Origin of the sequence: Streptococcus mitis, from assembly GCF_946188615.1 — a bacterium.
In the GTDB taxonomy this organism is placed as follows: domain Bacteria; phylum Bacillota; class Bacilli; order Lactobacillales; family Streptococcaceae; genus Streptococcus; species Streptococcus mitis_BZ.
In genome coordinates, this window is the sequence record NZ_CAMHVK010000006.1 from 38,617 (window position 1) to 56,159 (window position 17,543).

The 17,543-nt window shown below is 40.3% G+C and carries 17 protein-coding genes; 5 read left to right on the forward strand and 12 right to left on the reverse strand.

Features of this window, described 5'->3' with window-relative positions; translation table 11 throughout:
• Positions 1 to 65 precede the first annotated feature (65 nt).
• The 3 genes from OCF95_RS07005 to malQ all read right to left on the reverse strand — a co-directional run bounded on the left by OCF95_RS07005 (position 66) and on the right by malQ (position 5,164).
• Complete coding sequence (locus OCF95_RS07005; RefSeq protein WP_261105128.1) at positions 66 to 968, reverse strand: helix-turn-helix domain-containing protein; 903 nt, start codon at positions 966 to 968, stop codon at positions 66 to 68.
• A gap of 394 nt (positions 969 to 1,362) precedes the next feature.
• Positions 1,363 to 3,621 carry a glycogen/starch/alpha-glucan family phosphorylase gene (glgP, locus tag OCF95_RS07010; RefSeq protein WP_261105129.1) on the reverse strand — a complete coding sequence of 753 codons (2,259 nt, stop codon included), beginning with the start codon at positions 3,619 to 3,621 and terminating at the stop codon, positions 1,363 to 1,365.
• 25 nt (positions 3,622 to 3,646) lie between these two features.
• Positions 3,647 to 5,164 carry a 4-alpha-glucanotransferase gene (malQ, locus tag OCF95_RS07015; protein WP_045610937.1) on the reverse strand — a complete coding sequence of 506 codons (1,518 nt, stop codon included), beginning with the start codon at positions 5,162 to 5,164 and terminating at the stop codon, positions 3,647 to 3,649.
• Positions 5,165 to 5,642: 478 nt separating this feature from the next.
• Between malQ and OCF95_RS07020 the strand changes: the two genes are divergently transcribed.
• From OCF95_RS07020 to OCF95_RS07040, 5 genes are all read left to right on the forward strand, one after another.
• A complete protein-coding gene (locus tag OCF95_RS07020) occupies positions 5,643 to 6,914 on the forward strand; it encodes an extracellular solute-binding protein (protein ID WP_004259122.1) in 1,272 nt (423 codons plus the stop codon).
• Between the two features lie 109 nt (positions 6,915 to 7,023).
• A complete protein-coding gene (locus OCF95_RS07025; protein WP_193431844.1) occupies positions 7,024 to 8,316 on the forward strand; it encodes a carbohydrate ABC transporter permease in 1,293 nt (430 codons plus the stop codon).
• A gap of 1 nt (position 8,317) precedes the next feature.
• Complete coding sequence (locus tag OCF95_RS07030) at positions 8,318 to 9,160, forward strand: sugar ABC transporter permease (RefSeq protein WP_084881636.1); 843 nt, start codon at positions 8,318 to 8,320, stop codon at positions 9,158 to 9,160.
• Between the two features lie 145 nt (positions 9,161 to 9,305).
• Entirely contained in the window at positions 9,306 to 10,106 is an 801-nt protein-coding gene (locus OCF95_RS07035; RefSeq protein ID WP_261105130.1) for a DUF1189 domain-containing protein, read from the forward strand.
• Positions 10,107 to 10,115: 9 nt separating this feature from the next.
• On the forward strand, positions 10,116 to 11,102 hold the full coding sequence (locus tag OCF95_RS07040; protein WP_261105131.1) for a LacI family DNA-binding transcriptional regulator: 987 nt from the start codon (positions 10,116 to 10,118) through the stop codon (positions 11,100 to 11,102).
• Between the two features lie 28 nt (positions 11,103 to 11,130).
• Here OCF95_RS07040 and OCF95_RS07045 read toward each other — a convergent pair whose 3' ends face one another.
• From OCF95_RS07045 to OCF95_RS07085, 9 genes are all read right to left on the reverse strand, one after another.
• On the reverse strand, positions 11,131 to 12,072 hold the full coding sequence (locus OCF95_RS07045; protein WP_261105132.1) for a YitT family protein: 942 nt from the start codon (positions 12,070 to 12,072) through the stop codon (positions 11,131 to 11,133).
• Complete coding sequence (gene aspS / locus OCF95_RS07050) at positions 12,050 to 13,813, reverse strand: aspartate--tRNA ligase (RefSeq protein ID WP_261105133.1); 1,764 nt, start codon at positions 13,811 to 13,813, stop codon at positions 12,050 to 12,052. Before aspS ends, OCF95_RS07045 begins: the two co-directional genes overlap by 23 nt.
• A 154-nt stretch (positions 13,814 to 13,967) precedes the next feature.
• On the reverse strand, positions 13,968 to 14,198 hold the full coding sequence (locus tag OCF95_RS07055; protein ID WP_000832187.1) for a hypothetical protein: 231 nt from the start codon (positions 14,196 to 14,198) through the stop codon (positions 13,968 to 13,970).
• 17 nt (positions 14,199 to 14,215) lie between these two features.
• Positions 14,216 to 14,854 (reverse strand): CPBP family intramembrane glutamic endopeptidase, encoded by a 639-nt coding sequence (locus OCF95_RS07060; protein WP_261105134.1) that lies wholly within the window; start codon positions 14,852 to 14,854, stop codon positions 14,216 to 14,218.
• A 9-nt stretch (positions 14,855 to 14,863) separates the two neighbouring features.
• Positions 14,864 to 15,562: an ABC transporter permease gene (locus OCF95_RS07065; protein WP_261105135.1), complete on the reverse strand. Its 699-nt coding sequence runs from the start codon at positions 15,560 to 15,562 to the stop codon at positions 14,864 to 14,866.
• Entirely contained in the window at positions 15,555 to 16,379 is an 825-nt protein-coding gene (locus OCF95_RS07070; RefSeq protein WP_045610927.1) for an ABC transporter ATP-binding protein, read from the reverse strand. Before OCF95_RS07070 ends, OCF95_RS07065 begins: the two co-directional genes overlap by 8 nt.
• Before the next feature lie 10 nt (positions 16,380 to 16,389).
• Positions 16,390 to 17,130: a DUF3169 family protein gene (locus OCF95_RS07075; RefSeq protein WP_023947597.1), complete on the reverse strand. Its 741-nt coding sequence runs from the start codon at positions 17,128 to 17,130 to the stop codon at positions 16,390 to 16,392.
• 2 nt (positions 17,131 to 17,132) lie between these two features.
• Positions 17,133 to 17,330, reverse strand: coding sequence for a hypothetical protein (locus OCF95_RS07080; RefSeq protein WP_023947595.1), 198 nt, complete (start codon positions 17,328 to 17,330; stop codon positions 17,133 to 17,135).
• The gene (locus OCF95_RS07085; protein WP_033685328.1) at positions 17,330 to 17,536 is read right to left on the reverse strand and encodes a helix-turn-helix transcriptional regulator; all 207 of its coding nucleotides are present in this window, start codon (positions 17,534 to 17,536) and stop codon (positions 17,330 to 17,332) included. The genes OCF95_RS07080 and OCF95_RS07085 overlap by 1 nt, the downstream gene beginning before the upstream one ends.
• Positions 17,537 to 17,543 lie beyond the last annotated feature (7 nt).

Here is a 17,543-nt window from a genome sequence, read left to right on the forward strand (position 1 = left end):
TTAAATTCTTACTGAAAAGCTACTTAGACTGCTTATCAGCCACTTCCACAATGAACAAAGAGTTTTTACATATCTGGAAACTCTTCTCGTCTCTCCTCTATAACCCGATTTTTAAAATTTATATCATTAAAGAATTCTGCCCCATTGATAGCTTTCTCATAGTATTGCAGGGCTTTTTCTTTATCTTTTTCCCCGTATAGGTAATATTTGGCTTCCAAGTAGTCTACCGTTGGTTTTAAGTTTGAATCTTGAATTTCCATCATAATTTCTCTTAGAAAACTAAAAATGACAGAGATATCTTCGTAGTATTCATTTCTCAATTGATAAAGCAGTATTGCAATTAATACTCTCTGTAGTAGATGCATATAAGTATTATCTGAACAGTCAATTATGGTCACGATATTATTTCTTACTTTTTTAAAAACGTCATCATGTCGTTCAACACTAATAGCATTGGATAAAAAATATAGATATAAGATCAACAAATCATTTACAGAATACTCCGTTTGTAGCAAAGTTTGATTGAAATATTCCTCAATCAAACCTTCTCCAAATTCAGCGTTTTCAGAAACATATACATCATCGATAGCCTGTAGAACTTCAACTGCTACTTGTTCATCCTCAGGAAGTTGGTCATAAAAACGTTCTTGAATGTCTTCAAAGATATCTTCACGTTGGTGGATTTTCTCTTCATCTCCATGAATAGACTGACGGATCAATTTTGTTTTTAGTTTTAAATACTCTTTAGGAGCAATTAGCAATCGTTCATCAATTAACTGAGATATCGGAACTCCTAACACTTCAGCTATATAGTCTAATTTTGCTAAGCTGGGCAAGTTGTTTCCTGTTTCAATTCGGCCCAACTGACGAACAGTAAGTTCTTTTTCATCTCCACAAAAGGCTTCTCTACTCAGTCCTTTTTCAGTCCGTAAAGTGCGAATCCGTTTCCCTATTTCTAAATTACTCATAATGCGCCTCTTCAAATTCTAATTTGACATTCAAATAACTACTTGTATACGTTTCCATTTTATCACACTTTCCTACAATTTTCAGAAAAAATAATTATAACGAATAGTTTTAAGCAACTATCTTATATAATTGCCCCATTTCAATAAAGTATCTGAGGTCTATTTCTACTCAAGTATTCAAAAAAAGCGAATTTCAATCGAAATTCGCTTTATAGGAAAGTGTATTAGTATAAATCTTGTATCTTATACTCAATGAAAATCAAAGAGCAAACTAGGAAGCTAGCCGCAGGTTGCTCAAAACACTGTTTTGAGGTTGTGGATAGAACTGACGAAGTCAGTAACCGTAATACGGCAAGGCGACGTTGACGTGGTTTGAAGAGATTTTCGAAGAGTATTAGTTCAAGTGCCAGATATCTTCGTTATACTGAGCGATTGTACGGTCAGATGAGAAGAATCCTGCTTTAGAAATGTTAACGATAACTTTATCCAACCATGCGTCACGGTCTTCGTAGTCAGCCAACATTTGCTCTTTGACTTTGATGTAGTCTTCCAAGTCAAGAAGAGTCATGAACCAGTCTTTATTGATCAATTCATTGTAAAGACGTTCCAAGCGTTCTTTGTTTCCAGCTGCAAGAACTGCATCGCTAACGATGAAGTCAACCAATGGTTTGATAGTTTTACGAGCGTAGAATTCGCTTGATTTGTAAGCTGCTTTTGCGTAAAGGTCGATAACAGTTTCTGAATCTTCACCAAAGATGTAGATGTTTTCGTCGCCAACCAACTCAGCGATTTCCACGTTAGCACCGTCCATAGTACCAAGTGTCAAAGCTCCGTTCAACATGAATTTCATGTTACCAGTACCTGAAGCTTCTTTAGAAGCAAGTGAGATTTGTTCTGAGATATCACATGCTGGGATAAGGAAGCTTGCTGCAGTAACGTTGTAGTTTTCAACCATAACTACTTGCAGGTGTGGAGCTACTGCTGGATCGTTAGCAATAACTTCTGACATGCAAAGGATCAAGTGGATGATGTCTTGAGCAATTGTGTAGGCTGGAGCTGCTTTACCACCAAAGAAGATTGTGATTGGGCGAGCAGGGATGTTCCCAGCTTTGATGTCAAGATATTTGTGGATTACGTACAAAGCGTTCATTTGTTGGCGTTTGTACTCGTGAAGACGTTTGATTTGGATATCAAAGATAGAGTTTGGATTGATTTCCACACCTTGGTGTTCTTTCAAGTGACGAGCCAATTTACGTTTGTTGTGAGCCTTGATGCTTTCCAATTTTTCTTTGACAGCTGCTTTGTCTTCATAAGACAAGAGTTTTTCAAGCTCATCTGCTTCATGGTGCCAACCTTCTCCAAGAATCTCATCCAAGTAGTGAGACAAGCTTGGGTTAGCATGCATGAGCCAACGACGGAAAGTGATACCGTTTGTTTTGTTGTTGAATTTTTCTGGGTAAAGGTCGTAGAAAGCTTTCAACTCAGAGTTCTTCAAGATTTCAGTGTGAAGTGCTGCTACTCCGTTAACACTGTATCCGTAGTGGATATCCATGTGAGCCATGTGAACACGTCCACTCTCGTCAATAATTTGAACAGCTGGATCTTTCACTTCTGCTTTCACACGACGGTCCAATTCTTCGATGATTGGTACCAAGTGAGGAACCACTTCTTGCAAGAATTCAAGAGGCCATTTTTCAAGGGCTTCAGCAAGGATTGTGTGGTTAGTGTAGGCAGTCATGCTACGAACGATTGAGATTGCTTCATCAAGATCGATACCACGAGCAGTCAAAAGACGGATCAATTCAGGGATGACCATTGATGGGTGAGTATCGTTGATTTGTACAACTGCGTAATCAGCAAGGTCATGCAAGTTGCTTCCTTTTTCGATTGCTTCGTCGATGATCAATTGCGCACCGTTTGAAACCATGAAGTATTGTTGGAAGATACGGAGCAATTCACCTTGACGGTCACTATCATCTGGGTAAAGGAAAAGAGTCAAGTTGCGAGCGATATCTGTCTTGTCAAAGTTGATACCGTCTTTAATGATTGAAGAATCAACTGAATCCAAATCAAACAAACGCAAGCGGTTCTTAGTTTCTGTCTTGTAACCAGGCACATCGATATCGTAAAGAGTTGATGTCAATGTGAAGTGAGCAAATGGCACTTGGTAGCTACGGCTTGAGCGAACCAACCAGTTTTGCTCTGTCAACCATGCGTTTGGAATTGTTTCTTGTTGGTTATTTTTAAGAACTTGTTGGAAAAGACCGTAGTGGTAGTTAAGACCAACACCGTCACCGTTCAAACCAAGAGTAGCAATTGAATCGATAAAGCAGGCAGCCAAACGTCCCAAACCACCATTACCAAGAGATGGTTCCAATTCAACTTCTTCAACTTCGATCAAGTCTTTACCTGCAGCTGCAAGTTCTTTTTTAACATCGTCGTAAAGACCAAGATTGATCAAGTTGTTTGACAAAAGTTTACCAATCAAGAACTCAGCTGAGATGTAGTAAACTTTTTTCTTACCAGTGTTAACTGGTTTTTGACTACTTGCAAGCTTGCTGTAGTTAAGAAGAGCCAGGTAAAGCTCTTCATTGCTACATTCTGCAATGGTTTTATTGTAACGATTTTGTACAAATTCTTGTAGTGATAACATGTTTAAGGTGTCTCCTGATATTGTATTATTTCTTTAATTCTACCAAATTTTCATTGATTCGGCGATAGATTGTTGTCAAGTCAAGCAAGCCTTCCTCGACAGCTGGTGTCAATTGATCTTCAGTCATACGCCAAGACCAGTTTCCACCAAGGGTAGATGGGAAGTTCATACGAGCTGCCTCATCCAATTCTAGCAAATCTTGCATAGTTGCAATTGCCATGAAGCTAACTGATGAAAAGACTGTACGAAGCATAGCATGTGGCACTGTTTCGTATTCTTTACGGTTAGTGTAGCGAGCCATGTATTCACGAGTCGCATCATCGATCTCGTTACGGTACCAACCAAGGACCGTATTGTTATCGTGTGTTCCTGTGTACATAACTGAGTTAGCAGGTGCCAAGTGTGGACTATCGATGCTTTCGTCTTCTGGGTTGAAAGCAAATTGAAGAATCTTCATTCCTGGGAAGCCAGTACGTTCACGCAATTCGATAACTTCGTCTGTCATGAAACCAAGGTCTTCTGCGATGATGTTTAGCTCACCAAGCTCTTCCTTAACGGCTGCAAAAAGCTTGTAGCCAGGACCTTTCACCCACTCACCAGGTGCTGCTGTATCGGAACCAGCAGGGATTTCCCAGTAAGATTCGAAACCACGGAAGTGGTCGATACGAACGATGTCGTAGATTTTGAAGCTTTCACGCAAGCGTTCAATCCACCATTTGTAGCCGTCTTTGTCCATTGCTTCCCAGTCATAGATTGGGTTACCCCAAAGCTGACCAGTTGCAGAAAACTCATCTGGTGGGCATCCTGCGATGCAAGTCGCCTTACCGTTGACATCTGTCTTGAAGAGATGTGGATTTGCCCACATATCGCTTGAATCTTCCGCTACATAGATTGGCATGTCCCCAACGATTTCGATGTAGTTGTCGTTAGCGTAAGCTTTCAATTTCAACCATTGTTGGAAGAAGAAGTATTGAGTCACACGGTGGTAAACCAACTTGTCTGCCAATTGCTCACGGTAGCTTTCAAGTGCTGAAGCTTTACGAGCACGAGCATCTGCATCTGGCCATTCAGTCCAAGCAAGATTGTCAAAATGCTCTTTGATAGCCATATACTCTGCAAAGAGTTCAAGCCATGATTGGTTGTCTTGAGCGAATTTCTCAAAATCCTTAACATCTCCTACTTCCAAGAAACGTTTTACCGCTTTTTCTAAAAGAGGACGACGTGCATAGTAGATTTTCGCATAATCAACTTCAGACGCATCACTACCAAAGTCAACCCCTTCAAGGTCACTTGCTTGCAACAAGCCTTGTTCCACCAAGATATCTAAATCGATAAAATGAGTGTTCCCTGCGAAGGCTGAGAAAGATTGGTAAGGAGAGTCTCCGTAACTAGTTGTTCCTAGTGGAAGGATTTGCCAGTAACGTTGTTTTGTGCGAACCAAGAAATCAACGAAGTCGTAAGCACTTTTACCAAATGATCCGATTCCGTATGCTCCTGGAAGAGAAGAAATGTGCATCAACACACCACTTTGACGTTTTTTCATAATAAGCACCTCATGTGTTTATAGTTAGATATTACATTTTTATGAACGCAAACGTTTGCGCTATTACTAGTATAGCTTATTTTCTTGATAAATGCAAGCGGTTTTAAATAACTTTTTTGATTATTTTTTTAAATTTTTTCTTCTTACTTGTATATATATCCTTTCAGGAAACAAACAAAATAGGAATAAGGGTTTCACTTATCTTACTTAAGCAAAAATAAAGTGAGAATTCTCTCTACTTTCCATTTGTAAATTAGGCAATCGTTTTCTCAACTTTTTTTAAATTTAAAACAAAACCTATTTTTGGGATTTCCTACTATTATATGACGATGAAGCGTTTACCATTTTCTACAATTTTTTTATTTTTTTTATAAAAAACACTTGCAACCGCTTTCCGATTGTGCTATACTAGTCCCATAAAGGAAAACGTTTGCGTTTCCTCATTATAAAATTTGTTATTCTTTAGGAGGAATACACTATGTCATCTAAATTCATGAAGAGCGCTGCTGTGCTTGGAACTGTTACACTTGCTAGCTTGCTTTTGGTAGCTTGCGGAAGCAAAACTGCTGATAAGCCTGCTGATTCTGGTTCATCCGAAGCGAAAGAACTCACTTTCTACGTTGAAGACCAATATAAAGCCTTTGCTGAATCAGCTGCAAAAGCTTACGAAAAAGAAGCTGGCGTAAAAGTTACCATCAAAACAGGAGACCAAATGGGTGGGCTTGACAAACTTTCTCTTGACAACCAATCAGGTCAAGCTGCTGACGTTATGATGGCTCCATACGACCGTGTAGGTAGCCTTGGTACTGACGGACAACTCTCAGAAGTGAAATTGAGCGACGGTGCTAAAACAGATGATAAAACTAAATCTCTTGTGACAGCTGCTGATGGTAAAGTTTACGGTGCTCCTGCTGTTATCGAGTCACTTGTTATGTACTACAACAAAGACTTGGTAAAAGAAGCTCCAAAAACTTTTGCTGACTTAGAAAACCTTGCTAAAGATAGCAAATATGCCTTCGCTGGAGAAGATGGAAAAACTTCTGCTTTCCTAGCTGACTGGACAAACTTCTACTATGCATATGGACTTCTTGCTGGTAACGGTGCTTACGTATTCGGACAAAACGGTAAAGACGCTAAAGATATCGGTCTTGCAAACGACGGTTCTATCGCAGGTATCAACTACGCTAAATCTTGGTATGAAAAATGGCCTAAAGGTATGCAAGATACTGAAGGTGCTGGCAACTTAATCCAAACTCAATTCCAAGAAGGTAAAACAGCTGCTATCATCGACGGACCTTGGAAAGCTCAAGCCTTTAAAGATGCTAAAGTAAACTACGGTGTTGCAACTATCCCAACTCTTCCAAATGGAAAAGAATATGCTGCATTCGGTGGTGGTAAAGCTTGGATTATCCCATCAAGCACTAAGAACCTTGAAGGCGCTCAAAAATTTGTAGACTTCCTTGTTTCAACTGAAGAACAAAAAGCCTTCTACGATACAACTAACGAAATCCCAGCTAACACTGAAGCTCGTACATATGCTGAAGGTAAAAATGATGAGTTGACAACAGCTGTTATCAAACAGTTCAAGAACGCTCAACCAATGCCAAATATCTCTCAAATGTCTGCAGTTTGGGATCCAGCGAAAACTATGCTCTTTGATGCTGTAAGTGGTAAGAAAGATGCGAAAACAGCTGCTAACGACGCTGTAACATTGATCAAAGAAACAATCAAACAAAAATTTGGTGAATAAAAAATTTGTTCAAGGGGGGTGGAAATCAAATCCCCCTTTGAATTTATCAATAGAAACATAAATAGTTTAGGTTTTATCTAAAAACCAGTATTCTATGAAAGGAGTTATTATGGAAAAGCAACAACCTAGTAAAGCAGCCCTGCTGTCTATCATTCCTGGGTTAGGACAGATTTACAATAAACAAAAGGCCAAAGGTTTTATCTTCCTTGGTGTAACTATCGTATTTGTTCTTTATTTCCTAGCACTTGCAGCGCCGGAATTGCACAATTTGATCACTCTTGGTGACAAGCCAGGTCGTGATAATTCCCTCTTTATGCTGATTCGTGGTGCCTTCCATTTAATCTTTGTAGTCGTTTATGTGCTCTTTTATTTCTCAAATATTAAAGATGCACATACAATCGCAAAACGTATTAACAATGGAATTCCTGTCCCACGGACTTTTAAAGATATGATCAAAGGTATTTATGAGAATGGATTCCCATACCTTTTGATTATCCCATCGTATGTAGCAATGACATTTGCAATTATCTTCCCAGTTATCGTAACCTTGATGATTGCCTTTACTAACTACGACTTCCAACACTTGCCACCAAACAAATTGTTGGACTGGGTTGGTTTGACTAACTTTACAAACATCTGGAGCTTAAGTACCTTCCGTTCAGCCTTCGGTGCGGTTCTTTCTTGGACCATCATCTGGGCCTTGTCTGCTTCTACTTTGCAGATTGTGATTGGTATCTTCACCGCTATCATTGCTAACCAACCATTTATCAAAGGAAAACGTATCTTTGGTGTTATTTTCCTTCTTCCTTGGGCTGTTCCAGCCTTCATCACTATCTTGACATTCTCAAACATGTTTAACGATAGTGTCGGAGCGATCAACACTCAAGTATTGCCTATCTTGGCTAAGGTTCTTCCTTTCCTTGACGGTGCTCTTATCCCTTGGAAAACAGACCCAACTTGGACGAAGATTGCCTTGATTATGATGCAAGGTTGGCTAGGATTCCCATACATCTACGTTTTGACTTTGGGTATCTTGCAGTCGATTCCTAACGACCTCTACGAAGCGGCTTACATCGATGGTGCCAATGCTTGGCAAAAATTCCGCAACATCACTTTCCCTATGATTTTGGCTGTTGCAGCACCAACATTGATCAGCCAATACACCTTCAACTTTAACAACTTCTCTATCATGTACCTCTTCAACGGCGGAGGTCCTGGTAGCGTTGGTGGTGGAGCCGGTTCAACCGATATCTTGATCTCATGGATTTATCGTTTGACAACAGGTACATCTCCTCAATACTCTATGGCGGCAGCTGTTACCTTGATTATCTCAATCATTGTCATCTCTATCTCTATGATCGCATTCAAGAAACTACACGCATTTGATATGGAGGACGTCTAAGATGAATAACTCAATCAAACTCAAACGTAGACTGACTCAAACCCTCACTTACCTCTACTTGATTGGCTTATCAATCGTCATTATCTATCCACTTTTGATCACCATTATGTCAGCCTTCAAGTCTGGTAATGTCGTAGCCTTTAAACTAGATGCTAACGTCGACTTTAGCTTTGCCAACTTCCAAGGGCTCTTCACTGAAACCTTGTACGGCACTTGGTATCTCAATACCTTGATTATTGCCTTGATTACCATGGTTGTTCAAACAAGTATCATCGTACTTGCTGGTTATGCTTACAGCCGTTACAACTTCTTGGCTCGTAAGCAAAGTTTGGTCTTCTTCTTGATTATCCAAATGGTGCCAACCATGGCCGCTTTAACAGCCTTCTTCGTTATGGCACTTATGTTGAACGCCCTTAACCATAGCTGGTTCCTCATCTTCCTCTACGTTGGTGGCGGTATCCCGATGAATGCTTGGTTGATGAAAGGCTACTTCGACACAGTACCAATGTCTCTTGATGAATCAGCAAAACTAGATGGTGCAGGACACTTCCGCCGCTTCTGGCAAATCGTTCTCCCTCTTGTTCGCCCAATGGTTGCGGTACAAGCCCTCTGGGCCTTCATGGGACCTTTCGGAGACTATATCCTCTCTAGTTTCTTGCTTCGTGAGAAAGAATACTTTACAGTTGCCGTTGGTCTACAGACCTTTGTCAGCAATGTGAAAAACTTGAAGATCGCCTACTTCTCAGCAGGTGCTATCCTCATCGCGCTTCCAATCTGTATTCTCTTCTTCTTCCTACAAAAGAACTTTGTTTCAGGACTTACAAGTGGTGGCGACAAGGGATAATCTATCCCCGCCACCCTTTTTCATTTTAAAACTTGTTACTGTAAAAATATCCTTGTAGCAAGCAATTTGTCTCCTAGACTTGAAATAAAGTACATTTCTCTATATAATAATACTCATATAGAAAACACCTTTTAGAAAGATACCTATGCTTCCATATCCATTTTCCTATTTTTCAAGTATTTGGGGATTTCGTAAGCCCCTGTCCAAACGTTTCGGACTCAACTGGTTTCAGCTTCTCTTTACCAGTATCTTCCTTATCAGCTTATCTATGGTACCTATTGCCATCCAAAACAGCTCGCAGGAGACTTATCCGCTAGAAACCTTTATCGATAATGTCTATGAACCATTGACAGATAAGGTTGTACAGGATCTCTCTGAACACGCTACAATTGTTGATGGCAAATTAACTTATACTGGAACAGCTAGTCAAGAGCCTTCTATTGTGATCGGTCCAAGTCAAAGCAAGGAATTACCTAAGGACTTGCAACTGCATTTCGATACGAATGAGCTCGTCATTAGCAAGGAAAGCAAGGAACTGACTCGCATTTCTTACCGAGCGATACAGACTGAGAGTTTCAAAAGCAAGGACAGCTTGACCCAAGCCATTTCTAAAGACTGGTATCAGCAAAATCGTGTCTATATCAGTCTCTTCCTAGTTCTCGGTGCTAGCTTCCTCTTTGGTTTGAATTTCTTTATCGTCTCTCTGGGAGCTAGTCTTCTCCTTTATATCACTAAGAAATCACGCCTCTTTTCATTTAAAACCTTTAAAGAGTGCTACCATTTTATCTTGAACTGTTTAGGATTACCAACTCTGATTACGCTTATTTTGGGATTATTTGGCCAAAATATGACAAACCTCATCACTGTACAAAACATTCTTTTTGTCCTTTATCTGGTCGCTATCTTTTATAAAACACATTTCCGTGATCCAGATTACCATAAATAGGAGATTTTTATGCCCGTTACGATTAAAGACGTGGCCAAGGCTGCTGGTGTTTCGCCTTCAACCGTAACCCGTGTTATTCAAAATAAATCAACCATTAGCGACGAAACAAAAAAACGCGTTCGCAAGGCTATGAAGGAGCTTAATTACCACCCCAACCTCAACGCTCGTAGCTTGGTAAGCAGTTATACCCAAGTTATTGGCTTGGTGCTTCCTGACGACTCAGACGCCTTCTATCAAAATCCTTTCTTCCCATCTGTCCTCCGTGGTATCGCTCAAGTCGCTTCTGAAAACCACTACGCTATTCAGATTGCAACAGGTAAAGATGAAAAAGAGCGCCTTAAAGCTATTTCACAGATGGTTTACGGTAAACGTGTGGATGGTTTGATCTTCCTTTATGCCGAAGAGGAGGATCCTTTGGTCAAACTGGTCGCTGATGAACAGTTTCCCTTCCTCATCCTAGGGAAATCCATTTCACCCTTTATCCCCCTTGTCGATAACGACAATGTCCAAGCTGGTTTTGATGCGACCGAATATTTCATCAAAAAAGGCTGCAAACGAATTGCCTTCATTGGAGGGCCTAAGCGACTCTTCGTAACGCAAGACCGTTTAACAGGCTATGAGTCCGCCCTCAAACAACACCAACTGCCCATTGACGAAAATTTGACCTATTTCGCAACCGAGTTCTTAGAAGAAAAAGGGTATCAATTTAGTAAACTCCTCTTTCAGCATGACCCGCAGATCGATGCTATCATTACAACCGATAGTCTCCTAGCCGAAGGGGTCTGTGACTATATTGCTAAGCACCAACTGGATGTCCCAGTTCTCAGCTTTGACTCAGTCAATCCCAAGCTCAACTTGGCGGCCTATGTTGATATCAATAGCTTAGAACTTGGTCGTGTTTCTCTTGAAACTATCCTCCAGATTATCAACGATGCTAAAAGCAATAAACAAATTTGTTATCGCCAGTTGATTGCCCACAAAATTATCGAAAAATAAAAACCAGCTCGAGCTGGTTTTTTAGTTACTAATTTTCTGTTTCAACGAATCGTCCCAAAATATGAACATTCTCAGATACAGAGACAAAGGCACCTGGATCCACCTGTTTCATAATCTGTTTAAATTCATTAAACTCTGCACGTGTAATGACAGTGATTAAAACTGCCTTTCTTTCGTGATTATAGGTTCCTTCTGCATCGTGGATCATGGTTGCTCCGCGGTGCAATTTTTTATGTATTTTTTCAATAACCTTCTCTGGATGATTGGTCACAATCATGGCCTGCATTCGTTTTTGCTTGGTAAAGACAGCGTCTGTCACACGGCTAGAGACAAAGATGGTAATCATAGAGTAGAGAGCGTATTTCCAACCAAAGGTCAAACCAGCTATCAGCATGATAGTCCCATTTACCAAGAAAGAAATACTACCAACATTCTTACCCGTTTTCTTGCGGATGGTCAGGCTGACAATATCTGTACCTCCACTGGAGATATTGTTGCGAAGAGCAAAACCAATCCCCAAGCCCATGACAACACCCCCAAAAAGGGCATTGATAATGGGATCCTCCGTCAAGGTCGCCACAGGGACAAACTGGATAAAGAAGGAACTCATGGATACCGTGATAAAGGTAAAGACGGTGAACTTATGGCCAATATGATACCAAGCCAAGACCATCAAAGGAAAATTAATGGCGTAGAAGGTCAGCGAAATCGGGATATGAAAACCAAACCAATGATTACTCAAGGCAGAGATAATCTGTGCCAGACCTGTCGCACCACTCGAATACACATGCCCTGGTTGGAAAAAGAAATTGACCGCTACTGCTGATAAAAAACCATAGACCAGAGAAGCCGAAATCTTCTCATCATATTTTTCCCGAGAGATGCTTTGTAAGACACGTAAAATTTTTATCTGATGAGCAAAGCGGCGCAGATAATAGCGCCACCGCTTAATTCGTTTTGCTTGTTTCATCTTCTTCTATTTGTAAGCTGAGTTCCTCTAGTTGTTTAAGAGCTACTGTTGAAGGAGCTTGTGTCATTGGGTCAGTTGCCTTGTTGTTCTTAGGAAAGGCAATAACTTCACGGATATTTTCTTCTCCAGCAAGCAACATAACAAAACGGTCAAGCCCGATAGCCAAACCACCGTGTGGTGGGAAACCATAGTCCATGGCTTCAAGAAGGAAGCCGAACTGGTCATTTGCTTCTTCTGCTGAGAAACCAAGGGCCTTGAACATGCGTTCTTGAAGGTCTTTTTGATTGATACGAAGGCTACCACCACCAAGCTCATAACCGTTCAAGACGATATCATAAGCAATGGCACGAACCTTAGCCAAATCACCTTCTAATTCGTGAGCAGTCTCTTCCTGTGGAAGGGTGAACGGATGGTGGGCGCTCATGTAGCGACCTTCTTCTTCAGACCATTCAAACATTGGCCAGTCAACCACCCAAAGGAAGTTGAATTTATCGTTATCAATCAAGCCAAGCTCTTTGGCAATACGTCCACGAAGGGCACCAAGAGTTGCATTGGCCACTTCAAGCGTATCTGCCACAAAGAGAACCAAGTCCTTCTCTCCAAGAGCAAGTGCTGTTGTCAATTCTGCTTGGATGCCAGTCAAAAACTTAGCAACTGGTCCGTTTAATTCTCCATCAACCACCTTGACCCAAGCAAGACCTTTGGCACCGTACTGTTTGGCTACTTCCGTCATCTTGTCGATGTCTTTACGTGAATAGTTGTCCGCAGCTCCTTTGACCACAATGGCTTTAACGGCAGGTGCTTCTGAAAAGACTTTGAAGTCTACACCTTTGACCACTTCTGTCAAGTCCTGAAGCAACATATCAAAACGGGTATCTGGCTTGTCAGAACCGTAAAGAGCCATAGCGTCATCGTATTTCATACGAGGGAATGGTAGGGTTACTTCAATGCCTTTGGTTTCCTTCATCACGCGCGCAATCAAGCCTTCTGTGATATCTTGGATTTCTTGCTCAGTAAGGAAAGACGTTTCCAAGTCGACCTGGGTAAACTCAGGCTGGCGGTCTCCACGTAAATCCTCGTCACGGAAACATTTAACGATTTGGTAGTAACGGTCAAAGCCAGCATTCATCAACAATTGCTTAGTGATCTGTGGACTTTGAGGAAGCGCGTAAAAATGCCCTTTATTAACACGAGATGGCACCAAATAGTCACGCGCTCCTTCAGGAGTTGACTTAGAAAGGAATGGTGTCTCCACGTCGATAAACTCCAACTCATCCAAGTAGTTGCGGATAGAGTGGGTCACCTTGGCACGAAGTTTAAGATTTTCCAACATTTCTGGACGACGAAGGTCAAGATAACGGTAACGCAAACGTGTATCGTCATTGGCCTCAATGCCATCCTTAATCTCAAATGGGGTTGTCTTAGCTGTATTAAGCACTGTCAGAGCTGTCACGTTTAACTCAACTGCACCAGTTGGCAACTTATCATTGGCTTGCTCACGCGCAGCGACCTGTCCAGTCACCTCGATAACAAATTCGCTACGAAGGCTTTCAGCTGTTTCCATAATCTCTGCAGATACTTTTTCAGGGTTGATAACCAACTGCATGATTCCTTCACGGTCACGAAGGTCGATAAAGATCAAACCACCCAGGTCACGACGACGGCCAACCCATCCTTTCAAGGTTATTTCTTGTCCGATGTGTTCCTCACGAACACGACCAGCATACATACTACGTTTCATGTTTTCTCTCCTCTTTTATTCTGTTACTATTTTACCATAAAAGCGCAGGCTCTTCATGAAAATCAGCAGAAAAGTTTGCCAGTCTTTAAAAATCAAGTGAAGACTCTAAAAATTAACGCCCATACAAAAATCCGATGAAGTTCACCGGACTCTTTTATTTTGAATTTTTGCCTGCTTTACGCTTTTCAGCAATTTCGGCTGCCTTTCGAGGCAAGACAATCTCCGTTGTGTAAGCTGTCCCAAAGCGCAAGACACCTGCAATAGGGGCAAAGACAACTGCTAGATGGCTATAGAAGAAATCTCCCTTGAAGGCATAAGCTAGTGCCCCAATGATGAAAAATAGAACGACTGCTTGAATCACTGCTAATAAAATTACTCGTTTCATGTGACCTCCTGACTCTATTATAGCATGAGAATCATCAAAAAGCTGACTAAATTATTCAAAGCGTGGAGAGAAATACTGTAGACCAGACCTTTTCTGCTAATATAAGCCAAGCCCAAGCTAAAACCAAGGCTAAAATAGACAAAAAATTGTTGCACATCACCTGGGAAATGAATCAAGGCAAACAGAAGACTAGATACCAGAAGAAACAGAACCTGTTTGCTCTTGTCCTGCTTAGGAAAGAGATAGCGTGCCAACATCCCTCTAAAGATAAGCTCTTCCGTCAAAGGAGCAAAGACCACCACCATAAAGAAACCAAATGCAGGCTGTTCCACTGTCAGTTGAGATACGATTTGTTGACTGACCGACGGATCTTCTGGTAAAAAGAACTGGGCTGTAATAGCCACTAGCAAAACCAGAGTAGGCAACCAGATATGACGATTAAAAGCAGTCGTCTGGATGCTAACCTTTTCTGTCTGATACCATCTGTAAACTCCATAAACATAGGCTCCTGACAGGGCGATATAAAGTGGTAAGACTCCAAAGATTGAAGCCCCTAGTCCAAGAGCTGACAGAGCCATGCTCTGAACCATACCATAGCCAAAGAAAAAGGATAGAACAGCTAGAAGAAACCAGCCAAGGTTTTTAAGTAGTTTCATAAAGTTCTCCTATCTTGCTTTATAGCTATTTTTCAATACAAAGACGTTCGCTATTCCTAACACAAGTACCCAGGCAAGTAACATACCGATGTTAGAAAAAGATATTTCCCCACCTTTTTTATTTAAAAGATTTACAATAGGACCAACGAACGAGTAATCCAACACTTTCTGAATCGTATCATTTTGAAGAGCAATTATAGGTAAAAAAGAGACGATTAACATAGGAAAGATACTATAGACTTGCGCTTTAGATTGAGTATCTGACACTGCACCGATTAAAAGGTTGAGAAAAATAATACTAATAGTTGCTAGGATTAAATAGATAACATAGGCCAATAAGTAACTTGATAGATCTACTTTAAGATAGATGGGCAGTACAATCATAGCAAATAACATTATCAAAATAGGGAGAACAAGCATACTGAAAGTATATTCTGTTGCTGTCACACCACTTAGGATGAGTGATTTAAGATTGCGCTTTTCCTTATCTTCTGCCATCATAATCGATACCATATAACCACTTCCCATACTCAAGACCATCGTCAAACTCGAAGAGAGGAGAAACATACTCAATTCTCCATTCTTATTGAAGAATTCATTATATAGAACAGCTATTCCAAAAGGCATCAATAGAGTCGCCAACAAAGTTGAATTGCTGATAAGAACTTGCACTCTTAACCATAGTAGGGCATTTAATTTTCTAAACATCTAACTTTTCTCCTGTCAATCTGATAAAGATTTCTTCTAAAGTTGGCTCACAAGAGTGAACCACCATCAAATCTGTCGTGTCTAAATGTGGTAATTCATCAAATGGAACTATCTGTTCTCGTCCGTCGTTATAAACCACACGTACTTTCTTATCCACATGGTACTTCTGGATAATATCTTGCGGACTTCCATACTCTATTAAGTTCCCCTTATTCAAAAGAGATAAGCGATCACAAAGCAGAGTTGCTTCATTCATATCATGCGTGGTCAGAAAGATAGTTGTCCCCGCCTGCTTTAATTCTTGAAGTAGGGTATGAACCATCTTAGATGTTGTAGGGTCTAAACCACTGGTTGGCTCATCTAGAAAGAGAATCTTAGGAGCATTAAGAAGGGCACGAGCCAAGAACATTCGTTGTTTCATTCCAGTAGATAGTTTTTCTGCGATAATATCTTTAGCATCTGCCAATCCAACCTGTTGGAGCACCTGATTTACTCTATCTGACTTGAGACCATATAACTTAGCATAGATGAGAAGATTTTTGTAAAGACTCATCTTTTCATAAAAACCACTGCCATCACTAACAATACCAATTTGTTCCAAATCATTGGAGGTTAAATCTTGAGAATTCTTACCTAACAAAATTGTTTTACCTTGATCTGCAGTCAACTGACCTGTCAAGACATTGATCATGGTTGTTTTACCTGAGCCAGAAGGGCCAAGAAAACCAAAGATTTCGCCCTCCTTAATCTCAAAAGAAATCTGGTGAAGAGCTTTTTTGCTCCCAAAACTTTTGCTTACATTTTCAACACGAATCATAGAAACTCCTTTATTTAAAATAACGTTTCACCATAGGCAACTGCATCACATTGATATAAACATGGATTGCTCCTACAAGCAATAAGGACAGTAATTGAATCTTTCCTGTCAAGAAAGAAATGATAAAAAGAAAAATATATAAGATTGGCAAGACATACTGATTTAATTGGAATAAAATCCGAAAACTCTGTTCCAAATTAGCCTTGCGCTCCCCTTCATCGTAAGAATCGAAATGCTCTAAGATATCCTTTGGTGTAGAGAAAAATACCAAATCAAACTGACGAACAATCGCAATGGTCTTAAAAAGATATTTTTGAACACTGAAAATCAGCACTAATGCCAAAAAAGAAAGAGGTAAGGTTATATGGCTTCCATTTAGTACAACCATTTCACTTGCTGAGATGAAAAGAGCTAATAAAATCGCTACACTTGCAATATTAAAAGCAATGGTTCCAAACTCGAGATTCCGATACATTTGCACATAATAGGTTTCATTCAGATCATCATCCATTTCCTCTTGATACAAGGAATGAAATTTTCTGCTTTTCTTTAAGAAATTGAATGTCAAAAGAATGCTAATGAAACCTAACACTAAACAAATAGCTGATATCCATGGTATCAAGACTTTTACATCTAACATAATTCCGTGGGATTCAGCAAGTGCCTTAAACGTCCCTACAAACATGGCCAAAAAGAATCCCAAGACAATAGACATTAAAAATAACAATCCACGTTTCTTTTTCTTTTTCATATTCATTCTCCTTTTTCACTTGCTAGATTTTTGGATTTCTTTTCAATCCAGTCAACGACTGGGATAAGAGCAAAGTAGGCCCAAATAAATTGGTCACTTTGATAGGGATTAAACCAGCCTAAGTCCATCCCAATCAATAGAAATACGCTGACTAATAAAGCTATGGCAACTACATAATAGATTACTTTATACTTGTTCATCACTCGTCCTCCTCCAAGCGAAATACCGATTCGACTGTTTCGTTGAAAATTTGAGATATTTTCAGGGCAATGATAATGGACGGGGTGTACTCATCCCGTTCTAGTAGGCTAACGGTCTGTCTGGAAACCCCTGCCAGCTTGGCTAGGTCGGTTTGATTGAGACTATCGCGAGCCCGCAGCTCTTTTAGACGATTTTTTAATTGCATGTTACAC

Coding starts and splice junctions, on each gene's coding strand:
- OCF95_RS07045 (WP_261105132.1), bottom strand. CDS start 12,072: ATGAAACAAGCAAAACGAATTAAGCGGTGGCGCTATTATCTGCGCCGC.
- malQ (WP_045610937.1), bottom strand. CDS start 5,164: ATGAAAAAACGTCAAAGTGGTGTGTTGATGCACATTTCTTCTCTTCCA.
- OCF95_RS07005 (WP_261105128.1), bottom strand. CDS start 968: ATGAGTAATTTAGAAATAGGGAAACGGATTCGCACTTTACGGACTGAA.
- OCF95_RS07035 (WP_261105130.1), top strand. CDS start 9,306: ATGCTTCCATATCCATTTTCCTATTTTTCAAGTATTTGGGGATTTCGT.
- glgP (WP_261105129.1), bottom strand. CDS start 3,621: ATGTTATCACTACAAGAATTTGTACAAAATCGTTACAATAAAACCATT.
- aspS (WP_261105133.1), bottom strand. CDS start 13,813: ATGAAACGTAGTATGTATGCTGGTCGTGTTCGTGAGGAACACATCGGA.
- OCF95_RS07040 (WP_261105131.1), top strand. CDS start 10,116: ATGCCCGTTACGATTAAAGACGTGGCCAAGGCTGCTGGTGTTTCGCCT.
- OCF95_RS07020 (WP_004259122.1), top strand. CDS start 5,643: ATGTCATCTAAATTCATGAAGAGCGCTGCTGTGCTTGGAACTGTTACA.
- OCF95_RS07075 (WP_023947597.1), bottom strand. CDS start 17,130: ATGAAAAAGAAAAAGAAACGTGGATTGTTATTTTTAATGTCTATTGTC.
- OCF95_RS07055 (WP_000832187.1), bottom strand. CDS start 14,198: ATGAAACGAGTAATTTTATTAGCAGTGATTCAAGCAGTCGTTCTATTT.
- OCF95_RS07065 (WP_261105135.1), bottom strand. CDS start 15,562: ATGTTTAGAAAATTAAATGCCCTACTATGGTTAAGAGTGCAAGTTCTT.
- OCF95_RS07070 (WP_045610927.1), bottom strand. CDS start 16,379: ATGATTCGTGTTGAAAATGTAAGCAAAAGTTTTGGGAGCAAAAAAGCT.
- OCF95_RS07030 (WP_084881636.1), top strand. CDS start 8,318: ATGAATAACTCAATCAAACTCAAACGTAGACTGACTCAAACCCTCACT.
- OCF95_RS07085 (WP_033685328.1), bottom strand. CDS start 17,536: ATGCAATTAAAAAATCGTCTAAAAGAGCTGCGGGCTCGCGATAGTCTC.
- OCF95_RS07080 (WP_023947595.1), bottom strand. CDS start 17,330: ATGAACAAGTATAAAGTAATCTATTATGTAGTTGCCATAGCTTTATTA.
- OCF95_RS07060 (WP_261105134.1), bottom strand. CDS start 14,854: ATGAAACTACTTAAAAACCTTGGCTGGTTTCTTCTAGCTGTTCTATCC.
- OCF95_RS07025 (WP_193431844.1), top strand. CDS start 7,024: ATGGAAAAGCAACAACCTAGTAAAGCAGCCCTGCTGTCTATCATTCCT.